Annotated in this window: 19 protein-coding genes; 5 read left to right on the top strand and 14 right to left on the bottom strand. The window is 71.7% G+C overall.

The window, feature by feature from the left end; all coding sequences use genetic code 11:
• Positions 1-47: 47 nt before the first annotated feature.
• Complete coding sequence (locus CHB94_RS10685) at positions 48-1,451, top strand: threonine/serine exporter family protein (protein WP_254920563.1); 1,404 nt, start codon at positions 48-50, stop codon at positions 1,449-1,451.
• A gap of 5 nt (positions 1,452-1,456) precedes the next feature.
• On the opposite strand, the gene pabB is transcribed toward CHB94_RS10685, so the two are convergent.
• The 4 genes from pabB to CHB94_RS10665 form a co-directional block, all read right to left on the bottom strand.
• Positions 1,457-3,364, bottom strand: coding sequence for an aminodeoxychorismate synthase component I (pabB, locus tag CHB94_RS10680; RefSeq protein WP_254920562.1), 1,908 nt, complete (start codon positions 3,362-3,364; stop codon positions 1,457-1,459).
• Between the two features lie 86 nt (positions 3,365-3,450).
• Positions 3,451-4,848, bottom strand: a complete 1,398-nt coding sequence (locus CHB94_RS10675) for a bifunctional folylpolyglutamate synthase/dihydrofolate synthase (RefSeq protein WP_089336560.1) — start codon at positions 4,846-4,848, stop codon at positions 3,451-3,453.
• On the bottom strand, positions 4,845-5,693 hold the full coding sequence (purU, locus tag CHB94_RS10670; RefSeq protein ID WP_089336559.1) for a formyltetrahydrofolate deformylase: 849 nt from the start codon (positions 5,691-5,693) through the stop codon (positions 4,845-4,847). The genes CHB94_RS10675 and purU overlap by 4 nt, the downstream gene beginning before the upstream one ends.
• 10 nt (positions 5,694-5,703) lie before the next feature.
• Entirely contained in the window at positions 5,704-7,077 is a 1,374-nt protein-coding gene (locus tag CHB94_RS10665; RefSeq protein WP_089336558.1) for an L-serine ammonia-lyase, read from the bottom strand.
• A gap of 130 nt (positions 7,078-7,207) precedes the next feature.
• Here CHB94_RS10665 and CHB94_RS10660 point away from each other — a divergent pair, with 130 nt between their 5' ends.
• Positions 7,208-7,873, top strand: coding sequence for a GntR family transcriptional regulator (locus tag CHB94_RS10660; protein WP_254920561.1), 666 nt, complete (start codon positions 7,208-7,210; stop codon positions 7,871-7,873).
• A 28-nt stretch (positions 7,874-7,901) separates the two neighbouring features.
• Here the strand turns inward: CHB94_RS10660 and folP are convergent, their stop codons facing one another.
• The 9 genes from folP to glyA form a co-directional block, all read right to left on the bottom strand.
• Complete coding sequence (gene folP, locus CHB94_RS10655; RefSeq protein ID WP_089336556.1) at positions 7,902-8,765, bottom strand: dihydropteroate synthase; 864 nt, start codon at positions 8,763-8,765, stop codon at positions 7,902-7,904.
• A gap of 95 nt (positions 8,766-8,860) precedes the next feature.
• A complete protein-coding gene (locus CHB94_RS10650; RefSeq protein WP_089336555.1) occupies positions 8,861-9,700 on the bottom strand; it encodes a bifunctional 5,10-methylenetetrahydrofolate dehydrogenase/5,10-methenyltetrahydrofolate cyclohydrolase in 840 nt (279 codons plus the stop codon).
• Complete coding sequence (locus CHB94_RS10645) at positions 9,697-10,317, bottom strand: cyclodeaminase/cyclohydrolase family protein (protein ID WP_089336554.1); 621 nt, start codon at positions 10,315-10,317, stop codon at positions 9,697-9,699. The genes CHB94_RS10650 and CHB94_RS10645 overlap by 4 nt, the downstream gene beginning before the upstream one ends.
• A 24-nt stretch (positions 10,318-10,341) precedes the next feature.
• Positions 10,342-12,810 carry a GcvT family protein gene (locus CHB94_RS10640; RefSeq protein ID WP_089336553.1) on the bottom strand — a complete coding sequence of 823 codons (2,469 nt, stop codon included), beginning with the start codon at positions 12,808-12,810 and terminating at the stop codon, positions 10,342-10,344.
• Between the two features lie 68 nt (positions 12,811-12,878).
• Positions 12,879-13,460: a sarcosine oxidase subunit gamma gene (locus tag CHB94_RS10635; RefSeq protein ID WP_089336552.1), complete on the bottom strand. Its 582-nt coding sequence runs from the start codon at positions 13,458-13,460 to the stop codon at positions 12,879-12,881.
• On the bottom strand, positions 13,453-16,323 hold the full coding sequence (locus tag CHB94_RS10630) for a 2Fe-2S iron-sulfur cluster-binding protein (protein WP_089336551.1): 2,871 nt from the start codon (positions 16,321-16,323) through the stop codon (positions 13,453-13,455). The genes CHB94_RS10635 and CHB94_RS10630 overlap by 8 nt, the downstream gene beginning before the upstream one ends.
• Positions 16,320-16,598: a sarcosine oxidase subunit delta gene (locus tag CHB94_RS10625; RefSeq protein ID WP_089336550.1), complete on the bottom strand. Its 279-nt coding sequence runs from the start codon at positions 16,596-16,598 to the stop codon at positions 16,320-16,322. The genes CHB94_RS10630 and CHB94_RS10625 overlap by 4 nt, the downstream gene beginning before the upstream one ends.
• A gap of 15 nt (positions 16,599-16,613) precedes the next feature.
• Positions 16,614-17,846 (bottom strand): sarcosine oxidase subunit beta family protein, encoded by a 1,233-nt coding sequence (locus tag CHB94_RS10620; protein WP_089336549.1) that lies wholly within the window; start codon positions 17,844-17,846, stop codon positions 16,614-16,616.
• A complete protein-coding gene (gene glyA, locus CHB94_RS10615; RefSeq protein WP_089336548.1) occupies positions 17,843-19,171 on the bottom strand; it encodes a serine hydroxymethyltransferase in 1,329 nt (442 codons plus the stop codon). Before glyA ends, CHB94_RS10620 begins: the two co-directional genes overlap by 4 nt.
• Positions 19,172-19,369: 198 nt before the next feature.
• Here glyA and CHB94_RS10610 point away from each other — a divergent pair, with 198 nt between their 5' ends.
• From CHB94_RS10610 to CHB94_RS10600, 3 genes are read left to right on the top strand one after another with little or no spacing between them, the layout of a single operon-like run.
• Positions 19,370-20,461: an S-(hydroxymethyl)mycothiol dehydrogenase gene (locus CHB94_RS10610; protein ID WP_089336547.1), complete on the top strand. Its 1,092-nt coding sequence runs from the start codon at positions 19,370-19,372 to the stop codon at positions 20,459-20,461.
• Entirely contained in the window at positions 20,458-21,066 is a 609-nt protein-coding gene (locus CHB94_RS10605; protein WP_089336546.1) for an MBL fold metallo-hydrolase, read from the top strand. Before CHB94_RS10610 ends, CHB94_RS10605 begins: the two co-directional genes overlap by 4 nt.
• Positions 21,056-21,988 (top strand): methylenetetrahydrofolate reductase, encoded by a 933-nt coding sequence (locus CHB94_RS10600; RefSeq protein ID WP_089336545.1) that lies wholly within the window; start codon positions 21,056-21,058, stop codon positions 21,986-21,988. The genes CHB94_RS10605 and CHB94_RS10600 overlap by 11 nt, the downstream gene beginning before the upstream one ends.
• Positions 21,989-22,073: 85 nt before the next feature.
• Here CHB94_RS10600 and CHB94_RS10595 read toward each other — a convergent pair whose 3' ends face one another.
• The gene (locus CHB94_RS10595; protein WP_089336544.1) at positions 22,074-23,195 is read right to left on the bottom strand and encodes an aromatic ring-hydroxylating oxygenase subunit alpha; all 1,122 of its coding nucleotides are present in this window, start codon (positions 23,193-23,195) and stop codon (positions 22,074-22,076) included.
• Positions 23,196-23,285 lie beyond the last annotated feature (90 nt).

Raw genomic sequence — 23,285 nt, 5'->3', positions numbered from 1 at the left:
TCCTGGCCACATCGGTCAGCTCTCCTTCGAAGCCATAGCCTGGGTCTGTGCCCGCCTGGCCCCCGCGTCGCCGTGTGCCGTACTCGCGTCTCCCGGAGCGGGCCTGGCGTGCGGTCGCGGGGAACAACCCACCCACCGCACCGATCGGCCTTCGGGCCCTGCCCAGCCGGATGGACGACCTCACGGCGCACGCGGCGCTGGGCCTGGCGCTGCGCATCGGCGCGTCCATGCTCGCCGTCGGAGCTTCCTGCGCCGACGTCACCTCGACGATGCTGCGGGTCGCCGCCGCCTACGGGCTGACCAGCTGCCAGGTCGACATCACGTTCACGTCCATCACGGTCAGCTTCGACCGGGAGGACGCAGTACCGCTCACCGCGATGCGGATCGTGCGGATGAGCCGTCTCGACTACACCCGCTTCCAGGGAGTCACCGACCTCGCCCGCGCCATCGGCGCAGGTGACCTCGACATCGAGGAGGCACACCGCAGGCTGGACCGTGTGGTCGCGGCGCCTGCCACCTACCGCCGGACCGTGAATGCAATGGCATGGGCCGGTGTGGCCGGTTGTTTCTGCCTCGTTCTCGGCGGTGGCTGGCTGGAGGCGCTGCTCGCAGCCCTGACGACCGCCCTGATCGAGCAGGTGATGCGGGTGCTCAACCGGCGGAGCCTGCCGGTCTTCTTCCAGCAGGTAGCGGGGGCCGCGCTCGCCACAGGGGTCGCCGTTCTCCTGCTCGCCTGGGGCGTCGAGGTCCGGACGTCGCTGGTCGTCGCCGCCGGCATCGTCGTGCTCCTTGCCGGCCTCTCCCTCGTCAGTGCGGCGCAGGACGCGATCAACGGGTTTCCGGTGACCGCCGGGGCGCGAGCCTTCGAGGTGGTGACGCTGACCGCCGGCATCGTGGTGGGCATCGCCGGCGTGCTCGATCTGGCTCGGCGCGCCGAACTGCCGCTGACCGTCGTCACCACCGCGCCCTCCCCTGTGCCCTTCCCCGTCGCGCTCGCGGCATCGGTCGGGATCGCCGGCTTCTGGTCCTTGGCCAGCCATGCCCGGCCGCGCGCCGTCGGACTCGCCGCGATCGCCGGAGCGCTCGCGTGGACGACATTCTGGGCGCTCAGCGCAGTGGGGGCCGGAACTCCCCTGGCCAGCGGGATCGCGGCCGTCGTCATCGGGTTCTCCGGAGAGGTGCTGACCCAGCGGCTGCGGGTCCCCCCGCAGCTCGTCGCGGTCTGCGGCATCGTTCCGCTGCTGCCGGGACTGGCCGTCTACCAGGGCCTGTTCAGGATCGTCGTCGGCGCCGACATCGAGGGCGCACTGGCCGCCCTCGTCGGAGCGCTGGCCGTCGGTCTCGCTCTCGCTGCCGGCGTGACGCTGGGTGAGTACCTCGGCAGGCCGGTCAGCGGTGAGCGGGACCGCTTCGACGAACGGGTCCGCAGGCGCGCCATGACCATCGACTGAGCTGCTCATCCGTCCCACCGCAGCACGGAGGTCAGCAGTCGCCCCCCGACAGGGAGTGATGGGGGTCCGGACGACCGCGCCTCGCTCGGCGGGAACGGCACGCACGATCGGAACGCGGCGGCTCGCCGTCCCCTGCCGCCACCGACTGCTGGCTGGGGGCTCCCGGCCGATGGGACGTCCACACGGTCCTGACCAGGCTCCGCGGTGGGTGCGGCCTCACGACGAACGGGGCTCAGGGCTGCGGCGCGCCAACCGCGCAGAGAACTGACCACCGCTACCCCCTCTGCCCGCTCGAGGTCGGCCACACGGAGCACCCGCTCCCGCAGCCTGCCCACCTCGATCAAGCGCGCGCGCTCGACGCCGGGCAGGCAACCGGACTCGACAGGTGGTGTCCACCATTGCCCGTCGATCTGCACGGCGAGCGTGGCCCGGGTGACCTCGGTGAGCTCGCCTCTCGTGTTCACCATGATCACGTCGTCGACGTCCGGGCGCCGGTCGCGGCGCCGGTCGTAGGGGTCACGCATGCTCGTCTTGTGGCGGAGCCACCTCGATCCCGGGTCGACCGGCTCGTCGTCGAGCGCCAGCAGTACCGGTCCAGCCGGGAAGGCAGGGAGAGCCGCGACGTCGACGGCGACCGTCCCGTCACGGCGGAGCCGTAGCCGGACGCGCGCGGGCGTCTCGCTCACCAGCCGCTCGTCCAGCAGCCGTCGCGTTTCTGCCCCGTCGAATCGGAACCGCAGGTGGTCGGCCGAGGCGGCCAGCCGCTGCAGGTGCCTCTCGCGGTTGCGCAGGCCGCGCTGCGGGTCGTGCGCCATCGTCTCCAGCAGCTCGAACTCGCGGGGCCGGACGGCCAGGACGGCGGCCTTGGCGAGCACCTCGTCGTGCTCCGCCGCCTCCTCCGACCCCCAGGTGATGCCGCCTCCGGTGCCGTACACGGCCTCCCCCGAGTAGGTGTCCACCACCGCCGTCCGGATGGCCACGCTGAAGCGGGCCCGCACCGGGGAGCCCGATGGGCCCACGAGGCCGATTGCTCCGCAGTAGACGCCCCGGGGTTCGGCCTCCAAGGACCGGATGATCCCCATGGAGCTCGCCTTGGGCGCCCCCGTGACGGAGCCGCAGGGGAAGAGTGCCTGGAAGACTTCTACCAAGCCCGTTCCCGGGCGGAGGCGAGCCGTGACGTCGGAAGTGAGCTGCTGCACCGTCTCGTAGCGCTCGACGGTGAACAGCGCCGGCACCTCGACGCTGCCGATCTCCGCGACCCGGCCGACGTCGTTGCGCATCAGGTCGACGATCATCACGTTTTCCGCCCGCTCCTTGGGGCTGGAGCGCAGCCGGTCGGCCAGGTGCCGGTCTTCGTCCTCGTCGCGTCCCCGCCGTGCGGTTCCCTTCATGGGGCGGAGCAGGACGGAGTTCCCGCGACGCTCGAAGAACAACTCGGGGCTGGCGCTGGCCACGGCGAAGCGGCCCAGGTCGATGTAGGCGTTGTGGGCGCCCCGCTGCCCCAGCGCGAGATCCTCGTACAGATCGAACGGGTCGCCCGGGACGAAGCCCGACATCCGCACGGTGAGGTTGCACTGGTAGGTGTCGCCGGCGGCGATCCGCTCCCGGATCTCCCGGACGCCAGAGGCGTGCCCGTCCGGCGTCCACGTGGGTCGGCATCGGGCGGCCGCGACCGGTACCGTGGCGTTCGGCCCGGTTGCCGCCACCGGGGGCACTGGAACCGGCTCGTCGCAGAGCCCGAACCACATCAGCGGCATGCCCATGGGGGTGGTGCCGTGGACGGGAAGCCGCGGGTCCAGCCCTGCGGCCGCCTCGTAGGCGACGTAGCCGAAAGCCCACGACCCGGCGTCAGTCGCCCGCTCCACCTCAGCCAGGACGTCGACGACCTCCTCGGGGCGCTCGGCTACCAGCACCCGCCGGGGCGACGGGCATCGGACCGCGGTCCCGGCACGGAGGTCGTCGAAGCGTGCCCACGGAAGCGCGGGCCGGCGGCCGGATGTCACGCCGCCGTCGTCCCGGGTCGCACGGTGGCGAGGAGGTGGAACGAGCCGCTGACCACGACCGGCAGGTCGAGGTCAGCGTGCTGCGAGGCACGGGTCACCGCGCACGCCGGCTCCTCCTCGACCACCGCCTGGAGCCCGCGCTCCCTGGCCGCCATGGCGATCTGCGTCGCGGGCACGGATGCCGCGGCGGGGTGGTCGCCGTCCTCGGTGGCGAACTCTGTGGCGACCACCAGGGCTGCCGTGGGTGCGATCACCTCGAGGGCGGCGTGGAGGTCCTTGCCCTGTTTGAGGGCGAGCACCCACGGCAACCGGGCGCCGGGATAGACCTCCTGCAGCGTCGCGACCAGCGCCGCGAGCTTCATCGGGTTGTGCGCTCCGTCGAGCAGGGTCGTCCGGCCGCCGATGAGCCGACGCTCGAACCGACCCGGCAGCGTGGTGCTCCGCAATCCCAGCCGGACAGCATCCGCATCGACCGTCCACGCGTCCCGGGCAGCGATCGCCTCGACGGCACGCAGCGCCAGACGGGCGTTGCCGGCCTGGTGTCGCCCGGTCAGCCCCAGGCGCAGGGGCGGGTGGCCGCGTAGGAGGATGTCGGTGCCGTCCGGGCCGGTGCGGGCCCGCACCGCTGGGGGCCCGAGGTCCACCCAGCCGAGGTCGCACCCCCGGCGGGCTGCCTCTGCGGTCAGCACGTCCGCCACCTCGGCGCTGCGTGGGCGAGCCGCGACCGCACGACCGCCGACCGGGAAGATGCCGGCCTTCTGGCGCGCGATCTCGGCGACGGTCGTCCCGAGCAGTTCCTGGTGGTCGAGCCCGATGGGCGTGATGACCGCCAGCTTGTCGGCGCGGGCGATGGTGTTCGTGGAGTCGAGCAGACCCCCTACCCCCGTCTCGATCACCCCGTAGTCGACCCGTCCGGCGAACAGGCTGAAGGCGATGGCGTTGGTGACCTCGAAGAAGGAGGGCCGACCGTGCCCGGCGCGCTCCACCGCCGCCACCGCCGGCCGGATCCTCTGCAGCTCGGCATCGACGAGTTCGGCCGGAGCCGGCCCGCCGTCCATCTGGAAGCGTTCGAGCAGGCAGTAGGCGTGCGGCGAGAGATGCGCACCGACCTGGAACCCGTGTGCCCGTAGCAGGCTCGCGACGAAGACGCTGACCGAGCCCTTGCCGGCGGTCCCGGCGACGTGCACGGCCGGGTAGCGGTCCTGCGGATCTCCCAGCGCAGCCAACAGTGCGCGAGCGCGGTCGAGTCCCGCCCCGGTCGGGCCCTGCTGTGGCCCCATCTCCTCCAGCAGGTATCGCAGGACCCGGTCGAGCGCCGCCGAGGACGGCGGAGGATCGACGGACGCCGGCTGCTGCAGGGCTTTGCTCGACATGGCCTCGACGACCCCGGTCAACGGAAGACGACGGTGCTGTGCCCGTTCAGCAACACGCGCCGCTCGCTGTGCCAGCGCACCGCGCGGGAGAGCGCGAGGGCCTCGGCGTCCTGGCCGACGGTGGCCAGTGCTCGAGGGTCATACGTGTGGTCGATCCGAATCACCTCCTGCTCGATGATCGGGCCCTCGTCCAGGTCCGCCGTGACGTAGTGCGCAGTCGCGCCTACGAGCTTGACGCCCCGGTCGAAAGCCTGGTGGTAGGGCTTGGCGCCCTTGAATCCCGGCAGGAACGAGTGGTGGATGTTGATCGCCCGCCCGTGCAGGGCGGCGCAGGTCTCGTCGGAGAGGATTTGCATGTAGCGGGCCAGGACGACCAGGTCGGCCCGGTGCTCGTCGACGAGCTCGAGCAGCCGGGCCTCAGCCTGCCGCTTGGTCGCCGGCGTCACGGGAACGTAGACGAACGGCAGACCGGCTGCCTCCGCCATCGCGCGCAGGTCTTCGTGGTTGGAGACCACGGCGACGAGCTCGGCGCCGAGGCTGCCGGCCCGCCAGCGGAAGATCAGGTCGTTGAGGCAGTGGCCGAGCTTGGACACCAGGACGAGCACCCGCTGCGGCTGGCCCCCGGTCACCCGGTAGGTCATGCCGAAGTCGTCGGCGACCGCCTGGAATTCCTCCGACAGGCGGTCGGCGTCGGTGGCCTGGCTGCACACGAACTCGGTACGCAGGAACAACTGCCCGCGGAGGGGATCGTCGAACTGCTGGTGCTCGACGATGTCGCAGCCGTGCTCGAACAGGAACGAGGTCACCGCGTGCACGATGCCCGGACGCTCCGGGCAGCTCAGCGTGAGGGTGAAGGGATGGGACATGGGTGCCTCCTCAGCACTCGACGATGTTGAGGGCCAGCCCGCCGCGGGCGGTCTCCTTGTACTTGTCCTTCATGTCCGCGCCGGTCTCGCGCATCGTCTTGATGGCCTTGTCCAGCGAGACGTGATGCCGGCCGTCCCCGCGCACGGCCATCCGCGCCGCGGTGATCGCCTTGACCGAACCCACCGCGTTGCGCTCGATGCACGGGATCTGCACGAGCCCCCCGACGGGGTCGCAGGTGAGTCCGAGGTTGTGCTCGATGCCGATCTCGGCGGCGTTCTCCACCTGCTCCGGCGTGCCACCGAGGACCTCAGCAAGACCCGCGGCCGCCATGGAGCAGGCCGAGCCGACCTCGCCCTGGCAGCCCACCTCGGCCCCCGAGATGGAGGCGTTCTCCTTGAACAGCAGCCCGATGGCGGCCGCGGTCAGCAGGAAGCGGACCACGCCGTCCTCGGCGTAGAAGTCCAGGAAGTCCCGGTAGTAGTGCAGGACTGCGGGGACGATCCCGGCGGCGCCGTTGGTCGGCGCGGTCACCACACGCCCGCCGGCGGCGTTCTCCTCGTTCACCGCGAGGGCGTAGAGCGTCACCCACTCCATCGCGCGCAGCGCGTCGGCGTCGTCCCGGTGCTCCTCCAGTTGCGCCCGAAGCGACGCCGCGCGCCGCCGGACCTTCAGGCCGCCGGGCAGGACGCCGGTGGTGCGGGTGCCCCGCTCTACGCACTCCTGCATCACCGACCAGATGTGCAGCAGTCCCGCGCGGATCTCCGACTCGCCGCGCCAGGAGAGTTCGTTGGCCAGCATCAGGTCGCTGATCCGGAGCCCCGTCTCGCGTGTGTGCGCCAGCAGCTGCTCGCCGGTGCGGAACGGATACCGCACCGGCGTGCTGTCCTCGACGATCACGCGGTTCCCGGCTTCGTCCTCGTCGAGGACGAAGCCGCCGCCGACCGAGTAGTACTCCCGCCGGCTCAGCTCCGTCCCGTCGGCGTCGCTCGCCACGAAGAGCATGCCGTTGCTGTGGAAGTCCAGCCGCTTGCGCCGGTGCAGGACGACGTCGTCGTCCACCGAGAAGGCGATGAGGTGGTCGCCGGCCAGCCGGAGCTTGCCCTCGTGGCGGATGGTCTCGACGCGCGGCTCGGCGGCGACCGGGTCGACGAGGTCGGGCTCCTCGCCCTCCAGGCCGAGGACGACGGCCTTGACGCTGCCGTGCCCGTGGCCGGTCGCGCCCAGCGAGCCGAAGAGTTCGCACCGCACCCCGGCCACCCGGGCCAGCAGCCGCTGTTCCCGCAGGCGCGCAGCGAAGGACGAGGCGGCCCGCATGGGGCCGACGGTGTGCGAGCTGGACGGACCGATGCCGACCTTGAAGAGGTCGAAGGCGCTGATCGTCATCGGTGTTCTCCCGGTGCTGGGCCAACCGGGACCGACAGGTACACGGTTGGTATATCAGAAGTACGATGACGATATGTTGATCCCTCTGACGAGGCAAGACCCTCGGGCTCTCAGCCCGTACGATCTCGCCGTGACCGTTACCGCGCTGGACCTGGACCCCTCCGCCGCTTCGCTGGCGGACAAGGCCTACGTCGCCATCCGGGACCAGCTGATCATGCTGGACATCCGGCCGGGCGACCCCATCGACGACGACGAGTTGGCCGAGGCCCTCGGGGTGGGCCGCACCCCGGTGCGCGAGGCGCTCAAACGCCTGGAGGTCGACCGGCTCGTCGTCTCCTACCCGCGACGGGGCACCTTCGCGACCGGGATGGACATCTCCGATCTGGCGCACATCTCGGACATCCGCGCCCAGCTCGAGCCGCTGGCCGCCCGCCGCGCCGCCGAGCGCGCCCCCCGCACGATCCACGTGGAGCTCGAACAGCTGGCCTCCCGGACGGAACAGCTGGACGTCACGGAGGTGGACCGGACGGAGCTGATGCGCTGGGACCTCGCCGTGCACCGGGCCATCTACCGGGCGGCCGCCAATCCACACCTGGAGGACGTCCTCATCCGCTACGACAACCTGGCGACGCGGATCTTCTGCCTGTTCCTCGACCGGCTGCCCACGGTGGACGAGCACGTCGGGGAGCACGTGGAGCTGCTCCGCGCGATCGCGGCCGGTGACGCCGATCGGGCCGACGACCTCGCCCGTGAGCACGTCCTGGGCTTCGAGCGGGCGATCCGCGCGGTCATCTGAACCGAGGACCGGCTGCGCGCGCAAAGCCTCAGCCGGCGCCGACGGCGTCCAGGATCGCGAGGACGTCCCGCGTGGCCGCCACGTCGTGCACGCGCAGGATCGCGGCGCCTCGCTGGGCGGCGAGGAGGGCCGCAGCCAGGGAGCCGGGCAGCCGATCCGCCACCGCCCGCCCGGTGAGCTGCCCGAGCATGGACTTGCGGGAGAGGCCCACCATGATCGGGACCCCCAGGCTGGTGAGACTGTCGAGCGACGCCAGCAGCGCCACGTTGTGTGCCAGCGTCTTGCCGAACCCGAACCCGGGGTCCACCAGCAGGTGCTCGGGCCGTATTCCGGCGTCGAGGCAGGCGCCCATCCGCTCGGCCAGGAAGTTGCGCACCTCGGCGACGACGTCCTTGTAGCGGGGATCCTGCTGCATGGTCTCCGGCGAGCGCCGCATGTGCATGAGGCACACCGGCACGCCCAGCTCCGCGGCGGCCTCCAGAGCGCCCGGCGAGCGCAGCGCGCGAACGTCGTTGATCATGCTCGCCCCCGCGGCCACGGCTGCCCGCATGACCTCGGGACGCGAAGTGTCCACGGACAGCGGCACCGGAATCCGCCGCACCAGAGCATCGACGACCGGGATGACGCGGTCCAGCTCCTCGGCGAGGGTCGGCGGGCGGGCGCCGGGTCGCGTGGACTCCCCGCCGACGTCGATCAGGTCGGCCCCGTCGGCGGCAAGGGCACGTCCGTGCTCCACGGCCCGGTCGAAGCTGTCGAACCGCCCGCCGTCGGAGAAGGAGTCGGGGGTGACATTGAGGATGCCGCAGACCAGCGGCCGCCTCTGCGCGAACGTCCGGCTCAGCGGGCGGGGCGAGGGACCGGCAACCGCGGTCGCGCGGACGGAACTCAGCATGACGTCTCCTGCGCCGGGCCGTCGTGCACCCACGCGGGTCGAGGTGGATGGGCGGGGTGGCGGGGGCACGGCCGCCTCGCCCGGACCGGCACGAGCTAGGAGCGCGCCGCCTGGATCGTCTGGTGCAGGAGGAGGGCGGTGGTGACCGGCCCGACGCCGCCGGGCACCGGGGTCAGCGCCGCGACCCGCCCGGACACCGACCCCGCGTCGACGTCGCCGACCAGCCCGCCGTCGGGCATGGGGTTGGTCCCGACGTCGATGACCACGGCGTCCTCGGCCACGTGCTCGGCGGCGACGAGGCCGGGCCGCCCGACGGCGGCGACGAGGACGTCCGCGGAACGGGTGACCTCGGCCAGCTCCTTGGTGCGGCTGTGGCAGATGGTCACGGTCGCGTCCCGCTGGAGCAGCAGGTGCGCCGCGGGCTTGCCGACGACGTTCGAGCGCCCCACCACCACGGCGTGAGCGCCGGACAGCGGGATCCCGTGGTGGTCCAAGAGCGCGAGCACGGCCGCGGCGGTGGCAGGCGCGAAGGCGGGCAGTCCCGCGGCCAGCCGGCCCAGGCTGAGCGGGTTGGCGCCGTCGACGTCCTTGGCCGGGTCGATGGAGGCGGCGAGGTCCTCGAAGACGGCGTCGGCCGGCAGCGGGGTCTGCAGGATGATCCCGTGCACCGCGGGGTCGCGGCTGAGCGCGGCCAGCTCGGCGCGGATCCGGTCCGGCGTCGCCGTCTCCCCCAGGTCGACGACCGAGCAGGCGATGCCGGTCTTTTCCGCGGCTCGGGCGATGGAGCGGACGTACCAGGCGCTGGACTCGTCCGCCGTCGCCACGACCACGGCCAGCCGGGGCGGGGTCCCAGCGGCGGCCAGCTCCGCGGCCGCGGCGGCGACCTCGGCTCGGATGCCGGCGGCCAGCTCACTCCCGCTGAGGCGCGTCGTCATGGCGCCAGTCCGTCCCGGACGGCGGCGGTGACCTTGTCCGCGCGCAGGACGAGGTCGTCGACGCTCTCGGCGACCGCAGAGAGCTGTCCCCAGGTAGCCGGGTCCTTGATGCCGCCGAGGTTGATCTCCACGTTCACCCGGGCGGTCGTCGCCGCGGCCCGCGCTCCCTCGGCGGCCGCCGCGACGTCGCTGATGACATTGCGATTGCCGATCGGCAGCAGCTGCTCGGTCAGGCTCAGCACCTGATCCGCGACGGCGATGACGATCGCCGGCACCTGCGCGGCGCCGACCAGTGCCTTCGCGATCGCCCCGGACCGCGCCGCGGCTTGGTCCGGCGTCCCCTTCGGGAGCCCGTAGGCCTGAGTGACCGCGGTGAAGGCCGCGGCGTCCTCCTCGGCCAGGCCCAGCGCGTTGTCGCGCAGCCGGTCCGCGGTCGCCGTGATGATGCCGATCTCCTCGGCATGGTCGGCGAACTTCGCCGAATCGCTGTATCGGGCAACCATCGCCACGAGGGCAGCGGCCTGGGCGGCGTGCAGTGCGGCGGTGGCCCCTCCCCCCGGGGCGGGCACCCTGGCGGCGAGCTGCGCCAGGAAGGTCTCGATGGTGTCGGTACGCATGGGTCGTCCTTCGGGTAGGCGAGTTCAGCCGCGGAGCCGGGTCATCCCCGGGTCGACGAGCGGTTCGGTGGTGACGGTGGCCGGGATGCGCGTGCCGAAGTACTCGATCTCGACCTGCGTGCCGACCGTCGCCGAGGCCGGCAGCCAGGCGTAGGCGATGGGCCGGCCGACGGTGTGACCGAAGGCCGCGCTGGTCACGTAGCCGACGGGGCGGCCGTCGACGTACACGGGCTCGTGCCCGAGGACGACGCTGCGCCCGTCGTCGACCACGAGGCAGGACAGGCGGCGGGTCACGGTGGCGTCGCTTATGTCGGCGAGGGCGTCCCGCCCCACGAAGTCGTCCTTCTTCTGCTTGCGGACGGCGAAGCCGAGACCGGCCTCGTAGGGGTTGTGCTCGGTGGTCATGTCGTGGCCCCAGGCTCGGTAGCCCTTCTCCAGCCGGAGGCTGTTGAACGCGGCTCGGCCCGCGGCGATCACGCCGAGGTCCTGGCCGGCACGCCACAGCACGTCCCACAGCCGCTGACCGTTGTCGGCGCTGGTGTAGATCTCCCAGCCGAGCTCGCCGACGTAGGACAGCCGCATCGCCGTCACCGGCACCCCCCCGATCCGGGCCCGCTTGGCGCGGAAGTACTTCAGCCCGTCGTTGGAGAAGTCGTCGGAGCTCAGCCGCTGGACCAGGTCACGGGCCCGCGGGCCCCACAGGCCGATGCAGCACGTGCCGCCGGTGATGTCCCTGATCTGGACGCTGCCGTCATCGGGCGCCTGACGCTGGAGGTAGTCGTGGTCGAGGGGACCGTTGGCCCCGATCTGGAACAGCTGCTCGCCCAGCCGGGCGACGGTGAGGTCGCTCTGGATGCCGCCGGCCTCGTCGAGGGCCAGTGCGTAGGTCACCGCCCCGACCGACTTGTCCATCTCACCGGTCGTCAGCCGCTGCAGGAGGTCGAGCGCGCCCGGGCCGCTGACCTCGAGCCGCTTGAGCGGGGTCATGTCGTACATCGCCACGGCCGTCCGCGTGCGCCATGCCTCGACCGCCGCGATCGGCGAGTGGAACTGGGCGCTCCAGGCGTCCCGGGACGGCGGCATCCACTCCGTGGGGAGGTCCTTCACCAGCTCTGCATTGGCCTCGTACCAGTGCGGCCGCTCCCAGCCGGCCCCCTCGAGGAAGACCGCGCCGAGCTCCTGCTGCCGGGCGTGGAAGGGGCTGACCCGCAGGCTGCGGGGAGATAGCCGCGGCTGAAGCGGGTGCAGCACGTCGTAGATCTCCACGAAGTTCTGCTGCGAGGTCTCGCTCACGTACTCCGGCGCGAGCTGGAAGGCCTCGAAACGGTGGACGTCGCACCCGTGCAGGTCGACCTCCGACCGCCCGTCGACGAGGAGCTGGGCGACCGCCTTGCCCACCCCCGCCGAGTGGGTCACCCAGACCGCCTCGGCGATCCAGAAGCCCTTGACGTCGCGGGACTCACCGATCAGCGGACCGCCGTCCGGGGTGAAGGAGAAGACACCGTTGAAGCCGGAGTCGATCTTCGAGGAGCGCAGCGAGGGCAGCAGCAGCTGGCTGTGCTCCCACGCCGGGGCGAAGTCCTCCTCGGTGAAGGGCAGCATCGAGGGCATGGACGACTCCCGGACGCCGTCCCCCTGGGGCAGCTCGCGCAGGTCGACCGGCATCGGCCGGTGGGCGTAGGAGCCGATGCCGAGGCAGTCGACCCGCTCGCGGAAATAGAGGTCCTGGTCCTGGTGGCGCAGGATCGGCAGGCTCGCCTCGCTGAGCTCGTCGTTGCGGCCGACCAGGTCCGGCACCTGGCCCGTCCAGGCGAACTGATGCGCGAGCGGCAGCAGCGGCACGTCCATCCCGGCCATGGCGCCGAGCTCCACACCCCAGAACCCGGCGCAGGACACCACGATGTCGGCGGGGAGAACGCCATCCGGGGTCCGGACACCGGTCACCCGCCCGCCGGTCTGCTCGATGCCGGTCACGCGCGTCGAGCCCTGGAAGCGGGCTCCCCGGGCCTCGGCGCGACGGGCCAGCGCGACGACCGCCCTCGACGCCTTGGCCAGGCCGTCGGTGGGGATGTGCAGGCCGCCGAGGATGCGGTCGCGGTCGACCAGCGGGTGCAGCCGCACGCACTCGTCCACGTCGACCACCTGCGCCTCGACGCCCCAGGAAGTGGCCCAGCCCTGCTTGCGGTGCAGGTCCGCCAGCCGCTCCGGCGTGGTGGCGACCTCCAGTCCACCGACCTGGTTGAAGCACCAGGCGCCGTCGACGTCGAGGGTCTTGAACTTCTCGACGGTGTACGTGGCCAGCGCCGTCATCGTCTTGGAGGCGTTGGTCTGGAAGACCAGCCCGGGCGCGTGCGAGGTGGAGCCCCCGGTCAGCGGGAGGGGTCCCTGGTCGACCACGGTGACCCGGTCCCAGCCACGAACGGTCAGCTCGTCGGCCAGATTGGCGCCGACGATCCCCGCTCCGATGATGACCACACGTGGGGTGGTGGACATTGCTCTGCTCCTGACTACGGGTGGATCCGGGGGCTGCCGCGGAGGCGGCGGAGGGACTGACGAGCCGGTCAGCTGTCGGGGGTGATGAACTCGAGGGCCGCGTCAAGCAGCCAGTCGGCGAGATAGCCGGCGAAGGACGACCGGACGAGGACCACGTAGTCGTCGCCGGCGTCGGAGAGCGCGAGCAGCACGACGCCGGCCTGACCGAGCATCGTCTGCACACTGCTCCCCCGACCGAACACCCGCGGGTGCAGGTCGATCGAGCAGCCCTTGGTCAGGACGTCCCGCACCCGCGCACCGGTCAGTCGAAGACCGATCCGCTGGGCCGACACGTCCGTCGCGGACCCGCCCAGAGGGAGGACGGCAGCGCGAACCCTGGACTCGAACTCCTCCGGGGTCTCGGCGGTGCTGCTCAGCAGCCACTCGTCGGGGCCGAGCCAGGTTGCTCGCCCGGCGTCGGCCGGGACCCAGGTGTTGGCGATCGTCGGCAGGTCGACGCCCAGCCCGGCCCGGACCTCCGGGCCGACCGCGCCGAGTCGGACGTCGACCATCGCGACGAACGGTTCCACGGCGATGCGGGCGGTGTCGGGCAGGCGCTCGAAGGCGACGTGCCATGCCTCGAGCGGGTGGGTGCGCAGCAGCTCAGCCATCGCGACGGGCTCCTTCGGGATCGACCAGCACCGACCCGGTGACCTCGACCGGGACGAGCGTGCCGTTGACGGGGACGTGGACGGTGTCGCCGATCCGCGACCGGCCTCCCTTGACCAGGGCGAGGGCGAAGGGACGCGCCAGTTCGGCGCTGCGGTAGCTGGAGGTGACGTGGCCGAGCATGGGCACCGGCGGAGGCGGCAGCTGGCCGTCGGCGTGGAGCTCCACGATCTGCGAGCCCTCCGGCAGCACGGTCCGCCGGTCCACGGGCAGCAGGCCGACCAGCTGCTTGCGCAGTGGGTCCTGGTTGGCCCGGCGGGCGAACGAGCGCTTGCCGACGAAGTCGGCCTTCTTCTTCGAGATCGCCCACTCCATGCCGAGGTCCTGCGGGGTGACGGTGCCGTCGGTGTCCTGCCCGATGATCGGGTAACCCTTCTCTGCCCGGAGGACGTGCATGGTCTCCGTCCCGTACGGCGTGATGCCGTACCGGTGCCCGGCCTCGAGCAGCCGCTGCCAGACCGCGACCCCGTACCAGGGGCTGACGTAGACCTCGAAGGCGAGCTCGCCGGAGAAGCTGATCCGGGCCAGCCGGACCGGCACCCCGTCGAGGGTGGTGTCCCGCCAGGCCATGAAGGGGAAGGCCTCGTTGGAGACGTCCACCTGCGGGAAGACGGCGCCGATGACGTCGCGGGACCGAGGACCGACGACCGGAAAGGTGTTCCACTGCTCGGTCACCGAGGTGCAGTGCACCCGCAGGTCCGGCCACTCGGTCTGGGCCCACTCCTCCATCCAGTCGAGGATCTTCGCCGCGCCGCCGGTGGTGGTCAGCACGAGGAAGCGGTCCTCGGCCAGGCGCAGCACCGTGCCGTCGTCGATCACCATGCCGTCGACGCCGCACATGACGCCGTAGCGGACGGAGCCGACCTTCAGGCTGCTCATCATGTTCGTGTAGAGCCGGTCGAGGAGGACGGCGGCATCAGGGCCCTGGACGTCGATCTTGCCGAGGGTGGAGCCGTCGAGGATCCCGACGCCGGTGCGGGCCGCGGCGCACTCGCGAAGGACCGCGGCCTCCATGTCCTCGCCGGGGCGCGGGTAGTAGCGGGGACGCTTCCACTGACCGACGTCCTCGAACACCGCCCCGGCCGCGACGTGCCAGTCGTGCAGCGACGTGACCCGCTCGGGGTCGAACAGCCGTCCGCGGTCGCGGCCGGCCAGGGCGGCGAAGGCCACCGGGGTGTAGGGCGGCCGGAACGTGGTGGTGCCGGTGGCCTGCACCGGGATCCCGAGCAGTTCGGCGGTGATCCCCGAGGTGAGCACCCCGGAGGTCTTCCCCTGGTCGTGCGCGGTGCCGATGGTCGTGTAGCGCTTGATGTGCTCGATGGAGCGCAGTCCCGCGCCCACCGCGCGGGCGATGTCGGCGACCGTGGCGTCCCGCTGCAGGTCGACGAACGAGGTGCTCCCCTCGGCCCCGGAGGTGTCCGGCACCCGCCACAGCACCAGGGGCGCGGTCGGCACGACGGGCTCCGGCGCGGTGGGCAGCCGGTCCACCCCCGCCGGATCGATCGTCTGTGCCGTCAGTGCCGCCCGAGCCACCCGCCGTCCGTCGGCCAGGCATCCGGCCAGGTCGAACACGCCGGCGGCCGCGCCGGTGACCGACAGGCCGTCGAGTTCCTCCCCGGGGAGGAACGCCCCGAGGGCCTCGTCGTAGCGGAGCCGGCCGCGGGCCTGGCTGAACAGGTGCACCGCCGGGTTCCAGCCACCGCTGACCAGGAGCAGATCGCAGGCGATCGCGCTGCCGGCGCCGACGTCTCCGTCCGCGAACGGGGCGACGAGGGCGTGCGTGACCCGCTCGACACCCCGCGTGCCCGTCACGACGGCCCCGGGGAGGACCCGGATCCCGGCGCGCTCGCACTCCTCGCGGCGGCGCGGCGAGCCCTCCGGCCGTGCGTCGACCACCGCCTGCACGCGCACGCCCGCGCGGTGCAGGTCGAGGGCGGCGTCGTAGGCGCTGTCGTTCGTGGTGAAGACGACGGCCTCGCGACCGGGGAGCACGCCGTAGTGGTGCAGGAACGTCCGGGCGGCACCGGCCAGCATGATGCCCGGGCGGTCGTTGTCCGCGAACACGACCGGACGCTCGTGGGCCCCCGTCGCGACGACGATCGACCGGGCCCGGAGGCGCCACACCCGCTGGCGGGAGATGTGCTTGGGCGCCGCCGTCCCGAGGTGGTCGGTGCGCCGCTCCAGTGCCAGGACGAAGCCGTCGTCGTAGCTGCCGAAGGCGGTGGTCCGCTGCAGGTGCAGCACGTCCGGGTGGCCGGCCAGTTCGGCGACCGCTGCGGTGACCCACTCCAGGGCCGGGGCGTCGTCGAGACGGTCGGTGCCCCCCAGCAGCGACCCGCCTGCCTCGGACTGCTCGTCGACGAGGGCGACGCGGGCACCGGCGCGGGCGGCGGTGAGCGCAGCGGCCAGCCCCGCCGGGCCGGCGCCCACCACGAGCACGTCGACGTGGTGGTGGACGGCGTCGTAACGGGCGGAGTCGGGGACCTCGGCGAGGCGGCCCTGCCCCGGCAGACCGTGGGCAGCCAGTCCCTCGTGGAGCTCGACCGTGGTGGCCAGGAGCATGGGCTCGGGGAAGGGCTCCTCGATCTGCACCAGGCCGCCCGGGTCCTCGGCCCAGGCCGCGGCGATGCCGCGGGGCCGGCCGAGCTTGATGCTCGTGGCGATCTGGTGCCGGCCCGCGGCGAGGAGGGCCGAGGCCAGGGTGTCGCCGGGGTGGCCGGTGTAGACCTGCCCGTCGAACGTGAAATCGACGGTGGCGGATCGGTCGATGCGGCCGCCGTCCGTGGCGCGGAAGGTGCTGGTCATGGGGTCACCGGCTTCGGGCCATCGAGGCGGTAGACGCGCTCGAATCGGTAGGTGGCGGTGTCGCGGATCGCGTTGAACCAGCGGCGGCAGCCGGCGGTGTGGTTCCAGCGCTCGGCGAAGCGGCCCTTGGTGTTGTCGCGGAAGAAGACGTAGTGCGCCCACTCCTCGTCCGAGACCTCGGCGGGGTTGTCCGGGTACGGGACGTGGGCCTGGCCGCCGTAGTGGAACTCGACCTCCTCGCGGGGGCCGCACCACGGGCATTCGATGAGTTGCACGGGAAACTCCCTGGATCAGTGGGCCACGGCGGCAGCGCCGTGCTCGTCGACGAGTGCCCCGGTCACGAAGCGGTCGAGGCTGAACGGCGCCACGTTGGCGTGGGGCTCGTCGTGGGCGATGGTGTGCGCCAAGGCCCAGCCGATGCCTGGCGTGGCCTTGAACCCGCCGGTGCCCCATCCGCAGTTCAGGTAGACGTTGTCGTAGGGGGTCCGGCCCACGATCGGCGAGGCGTCGGGGCTGGTGTCGACGATCCCGGCCCAGGTGCGGAGCAGGTGCGCGCGCGCGAACACCGGGAAGAGCTCGACAGCGGCGGCCATCTGCCGCTCGATGATGTGGAAGGCGCCGCGCTGGCCGTAGCCGTTGTACGAGTCGACACCGGCGCCCATGACCAGCTCGCCCTTGTGCGCCTGGGAGACGTACACGTGCACGGCGTTGGACATGACCACCGTGGGGTGCACCGGCTCGAGCAGCTCGGAGACCAGCGCCTGCAGCGGGTGACTCTGCACCGGCACCCGGATGCCGAGCATGTCGGTGAGCACCGAGGTGTGGCCGGCCGCGCACAGGGCGACCGTGCCGGCCGCGATGGTGCCGCGTGTGGTCTGCACCCCGCTGACCCGGTTGCCGTCGGTGGCGAACCCCGTGACCTCGCAGTCCTGGATGAGGTCGATGCCGGCCTCGTAGGCGCGGCGGGCGAAGCCCCAGGCGACGTAGTCGTGCTTGGCGATGCCGGCCCGGGGCTGGTACGTGGCCCCCAGGACGGGATAGCGGATGTCGGCGGAGGTGTTGACGATCGGGCAGACCTTGCGGACCTCGTCCGGCTCGAGCCACTCCGCGTCGACACCGTTGAGCTTGTTGGCCTCGACCCGCCGCACGCTGTCGCGGACGTCCTGCAGGGTGTGGGCGAGGTTGAGGACGCCGCGCTGGCTGAACAGGATGGGGTAGCCGAGGTCCTCCTCGAGCCCCTCCCACAGCTTGAGCGCCTGCTCGTAGATCGCCGAGCTCTCGTCCCACAGGTAGTTGGACCGGATGATCGTGGTGTTGCGGGCCATGTTGCCGCCGGCCAGCCAGCCCTTCTCCAGGACGGCGACGTTCGTGATGCCGTGGTTCTTCGCCAGGTAGTGCGCGGTGGCCAGGCCGTGCCCGCCCCCACCCACGATGACCACGTCGTACGAACGCTTCGGCTCGGGGTTCCGCCACAGGAAGTCCGGGTGCTCCGGCAGGTCCGCGCCGGGGGTGCGGGGGCTCATCGGGGGACCTCCGTCAGGTCGGGGTAGAGGGGGTGCCGTTCGGCCAGCCGGGTGACCCGCGCGCGGAGGCCGGCCAGCTGCTCCTCGCTCACCGAGGGCCGCAGCGCAGCGGCGATCACGTCGGAGACCTCCGCGAAGTCGTCGAGGTCGAAGCCGCGCGCCGCCAGGGCAGGAGTGCCGATGCGGACACCGGAGCTGACCATCGGCGGGCGTGGGTCGAAGGGCACCGCGTTGCGGTTCACGGTGATCCCGATCGCGTGCAGCCGATCCTCGGCCTGCCGGCCGTCCAGCTCTGATGCCCGCAGGTCCACCAGCACGAGGTGGACGTCGGTTCCGCCGCTGACCACGTCGATGCCGGCCTCGTGGGAGTCGGGGGCCAGCAGCCGCTCGGCCAGCAGGCGCGCGCCGGCCAGGGTGCGCTCCTGGCGCTCCCGGAAGGCCGGCTCGCCGGCCAGCTTGAAGGCGACGGCCTTGGCGGCGATCACGTGCTCGAGCGGGCCGCCCTGCTGGCCGGGGAAGACCGAGGAGTTGAACTTCTTGGCCAGGTCGCCCGCGGCGAGGATGACGCCGCCGCGCGGGCCGCCGAGCGTCTTGTGCGTGGTGGAGGTGACCACGTGTGCGTGCGGGACGGGCGACGGGTGCAGCCCGGCGGCGACCAGCCCCGCGAAGTGCGCCATGTCGACCATCAGGTACGCCCCGACCTCGTCGGCGATCCGCCGGAACTCGGCGAAGTCGAGCTGCCTCGGATATGCCGACCAGCCCGCCACGATGAGCCGGGGCCGCCGCTCGTGGGCCAGCCGCTCGACCTCGGCCATGTCCACGAGGTGGTCGTCGGCGCGTACGTGATAGGCCGCGACGTCGTAGAGCTTGCCGGAGAAGTTGAGCCTCATCCCGTGCGTCAGGTGGCCCCCGTGGGCGAGGTCCAGCCCCAGGATGGTGTCGCCGGGCGCCAGCAGGGCCGACATCGCCGCGGCGTTCGCCTGCGCACCGGAGTGCGGCTGCACGTTGGCGTACTCCGCGCCGAACAGGTCCTTCAGCCGGTCGATCGCCAGCTGCTCGATCACGTCGACGTGCTCACAGCCGCCGTAGTACCGCCGGCCGGGATAACCCTCGGCGTACTTGTTGGTCAGCACCGAGCCCTGCGCCTGCATGACGGCCACCGGGGCGAAGTTCTCGCTGGCGATCATCTCGAGCGTGTTCTGCTGCCGCTCCAGTTCGGCGGAGATCGCGGCGTGGACCTCCGGGTCGGTGTCCGCCAGCGACCGGTCGAGCACCCGATCCGGAACGGCCGCGACCCGCAGAGCTTCTTCAACCTCGACGACCATGCCGGGATCTCTCCTGTCCGTGAATTGGAGACGAAGACTGGTATATCAGTTGTCCATCACAGTAGGGTGGTCGTCAGGCAGGGTCAAGGGGTGCCGGAAAGGACCTCCCTGCCCCCCACCGCTCACACGCTCGCCGCGGGTCCCTGCAGGGAGGCCGCTGCGTCCGGTCCACACATCCCCGAGAGGAATTTCGCCGCCATGCCGTACGAAGTGAAAGGCGTCGTCGCCCGCAGCAAGGGCGCACCGGTGACCGTCGAGACGATCGTCGTCCCCGATCCCGCCTCCGGTGAAGTGGTCGTCGACGTGCAGGCCTGTGGGGTCTGCGCGACGGACCTGCACTACCGCGAGGGCAACATCAACGACGACTTCCCGTTCCTGCTCGGCCACGAGGCCGCCGGCATCGTCTCCGCCGTGGGCGAGGGCGTCACGAACGTGGCCGTCGGCGACTACGTCGTCCTCAACTGGCGCGCGGTCTGCGGCCAGTGCCGCGCCTGCCTCAAGGGCGAGCCGAAGTACTGCTTCGACACCCACAACGCGGCCCAGAAGATGACGCTGACCGACGGCACGGAGCTGTCCCCGGCGCTGGGCATCGGCGCGTTCGCCGAGAAGACCCTGGTCCACTCCGGGCAGTGCACGAAGGTCGACCCGGCCGCGCCGGCCAGTGCCGCCGGTCTGCTCGGCTGCGGCGTGATGGCCGGCGCCGGCGCCGCCATGAACACCGGGGCCGTCCAGCGCGGCGAGACCGTGGCGGTGTTCGGCTGCGGCGGCGTCGGGGACGCCGCGATCGCCGGCGCGAAGCTGGCCGGTGCGACGACGATCGTCGCCGTCGACATCGACGACCGGAAGCTGGAGTGGGCGCGAAAGTTCGGCGCGACCCACACCGTCAACTCGCGGTCCACCGACGCTGTCGAGGGGATCAAGGCGCTCACCGGCGGTTTCGGCGTCGACGTCGCCATCGACGCCGTCGGCCACCCGAAGGTGTTCGAGCAGGCCTTCTACGCCCGCGACCTCGCCGGCCGCGTGGTCATGGTCGGGGTCCCGACGCCCGACATGACGATCGAGCTGCCGGCGATCGAAATCTTCGGCCGTGGTGGCGCGATCAAGTCCTCCTGGTACGGCGACTGCCTGCCCAGCCGCGACTTCCCGATGCTCATCGACCTCTACCTGCAGGGCCGCTTCCCGCTCGACGAGTTCGTCACCGAGGCCATCGGCCTGGACGACGTCGAGGAGGCCTTCGACAACCTGCGCCAGGGGGAGGTACTGCGCTCCGTCGTGGTGTTGGACAAGTGACCGCCCGCATCGACAAGGTCGTCGTCCCCGGGGTCTTCAGCCTCGACGGGCAGGACTTCGACGTCGAGAACAACGTCTGGCTGATCGGGGACGACGACGAGGTCCTCGTGATGGACGCGCCGCACGACGCCGCCCCGATCGTCGAGGCGATCGGCGGCCGCCGCGTGACGGCGATCGTGCTCACCCACGGGCACAACGACCACATCACCGCCGCACCCGCCCTGCGCGCGGCCACCGGCGCCGAGCTCTGGTTCCACCCGGCCGACCGGATGCTCTGGGACATGACCCATCCCGACACCGCCCCGGACCGCGACCTGGCCGCAGGTACCCGGTTCACCGTCGCCGGGATGACGCTGCACGCCCTGCACACCCCCGGGCACTCGCCCGGCAGCACCTGCCTGCACGCGCCCGAGCTGAGCACGGTCTTCACCGGCGACACGCTGTTCTGCGGTGGCCCCGGCGCGACCGGCCGCTCGTTCAGCGACCACCCGACGATCGTGGCCTCCATCCGATCGCAGCTGTTGAGCCTGAACGGCGACACCGTCGTCCGGACCGGCCACGGCGACGACACGACCATCGCGGCGGAACTGAGCCATGTCCACTGAGGGACGCGACGTCGCCACCGCGCGGGACGGCCGGGCCTCCGCGAGGTCGCCCGACGACCGGCCGGCGCCACGTCGACCGCGTGAGGTGCTGAGAGGCGCGCTGCGCGGGGCGAGCTACGAGGTCCTTCCCCTGCGCACCGCGGAGGAGGCCGTCGTCGGGCACGTGCCGCGCGACGTTCCCCTGACGATCACGACGACCGAGGCCAAGGGCCTGACCCCGACCATCGGGCTGGCCGAGCGTTTGTCGGGCCACGGGTTCGATGCGACGCCGCACCTGGCCGCCCGGCTGGTCCGGGACGAGTCCCATCTCACCGACATCGTGGCCCGCCTGCGTGCAGCCGGCGTGAACGGGGTGTTCGTCATCGGGGGCGACGCCGCCGAGCCGGCGGGGACGTTCCCCGATGCGTTCTCCCTGCTCGAGAAACTCGAGACGATCGGCCACCACTTCCGGCACGTGGGGATCGGCGGGTATCCCGAAGGCCACGGACACATCAGCGCGGAGCTGATCGAACGGGCCCTCGAGCGGAAGGCCCCGCACGCGACCCACATCATCACGCAGCTGTGCTTTCACCCCTCGACGACGACGGCCTGGGCACGGCAGGTGCAGCTGCGCGGCGTCGACCTGCCGATCCGGATCGGTCTGCCCGGCGCGGTGACGCGCCAGAAACTGGTCCGCATCTCGGCCGGCCTCGGCCTCGGCCAGTCGGCCCGCTTCCTGGCGAAGCAGCAGAGCATGTTCTGGCGCTTCTTCCTGCCCCACGGCTACCGACCGGACAGGCTCGTGGAACGTCTCGCGCCCGCGCTCGCGAGTCCGGAGAACAAGCTGCAGGGCTTCCCCCTGTTCACGTTCAACGAGGTGGCGCGGACGGAGGCGTGGCGGCAAGAGTGGCTGGCTCGCCTGTCCTACGCAGTTACGGACTAGCGACAGTTACGCGGTCGCACGCCGCGGGGCCGGGAGGACGTCGTCCTCCCGGCCCCGCGCTGCCTGGACGGCGGTCCCTCCGGGGTCAGCGGGAAATGCGCTGCGTCAGCCACTCGTGGAAGGCCCCGATGTGGTGCTCGGAGGGCACGAGCACACCGCCGTGGGCGTAGGCACGGGACGACATGGCCGGCTGGGTCCGCTCGCAGGCGGCGAAATCCTGCTCGTTCACCCGGTGGAAGAGCTCCACCGACCGAGTCACGTCCTTGCCCGACTCGACGACGTCGTGCGAGTACAGCCAGTCGCACTCAACGATCGTCCGGTCGGCCGAGATCGGGAACATGCGGTGGAAGACCACGTGATCGGGCACCAGGTTGACGAAGACGGTCGGCCTGATCGTGATCGCGTAGTAGCGACGGTCCTGGTCCTCGTCGACGCCCGGGAGCCGGTCGAAGCCTTCGCTGCCGTCGACGGTGAAGCCCTGGACGTCTTCCCCGAACTCCGCGCCGTGTCCGACGAAGTACTGCGCCGCGTAGCCGTCGGCGAACTCGGGGAGCACCTCGGTGAGCTCGGGGTGGATCGTCGCGCAGTGGTAGCACTCCATGAAGTTCTCGATGATGAGCTTCCAGTTCGCCTGGACGTCGTAGGTGATGCGGCGCCCCACGGACAGCGAATCGAGCTGGTAGTGCTCGATGGAGTCGACGTCACCGAGCCGTTCCACCACCGAGGCCACGACGTCGTCTTCGAAGGACGGCGGCTCCTTGGCCAGGCACACCCACGCGTAGCCCAGCCATTCGCGCAGCGCCACCGGCACCAGGCCGTACTCGAGCCGGTCGATGTCGGGCATCTTCGTCAGGTTGGGCGCCGCGATGAGCTTGCCCTCGAGGTCGTAGGTCCAGGCGTGGTAGGGACACTGGAAGGCCCGCTTGACGGTTCCGGAGTCGTCCGTGCAGATCTGCGCACCGCGGTGTCGGCAGATGTTGAGGAAGGAACGCAGCTGCCCGTCCCGGCTGCGGACCACGAGCACGCTCTCCCTGCCCACCTGGACCTTCTTGAAGGAGCCAGGCGTCGGCAGGTCGCTCGAGCGCACGGCGCAGAACCACATGTCCTCGAAGACGTGGGACTGCTCCAGCGCGAAGATGGCCGGGTCGGTGTAGTACTGGCCCGGCAGCGTGGAGATCAGGCTCGCGGGCAGGTCGGTGGTGGTCATACGGCACCTCGGGATTTCCGTCGGGCGATCTGTGGGACACGTCAGAAGGTCGGACAGCGCAGGTCTGTGTCACTGCACGGCCGTCGTCCG

Source organism: Blastococcus mobilis (assembly GCF_900188025.1).
GTDB classification, from domain to species: Bacteria; Actinomycetota; Actinomycetes; order Mycobacteriales; family Geodermatophilaceae; genus Blastococcus_B; species Blastococcus_B mobilis.
The sequence above is the reverse complement of the archived record's forward strand: the minus strand, read 5'-3'. Positions and strand labels throughout refer to the sequence as shown.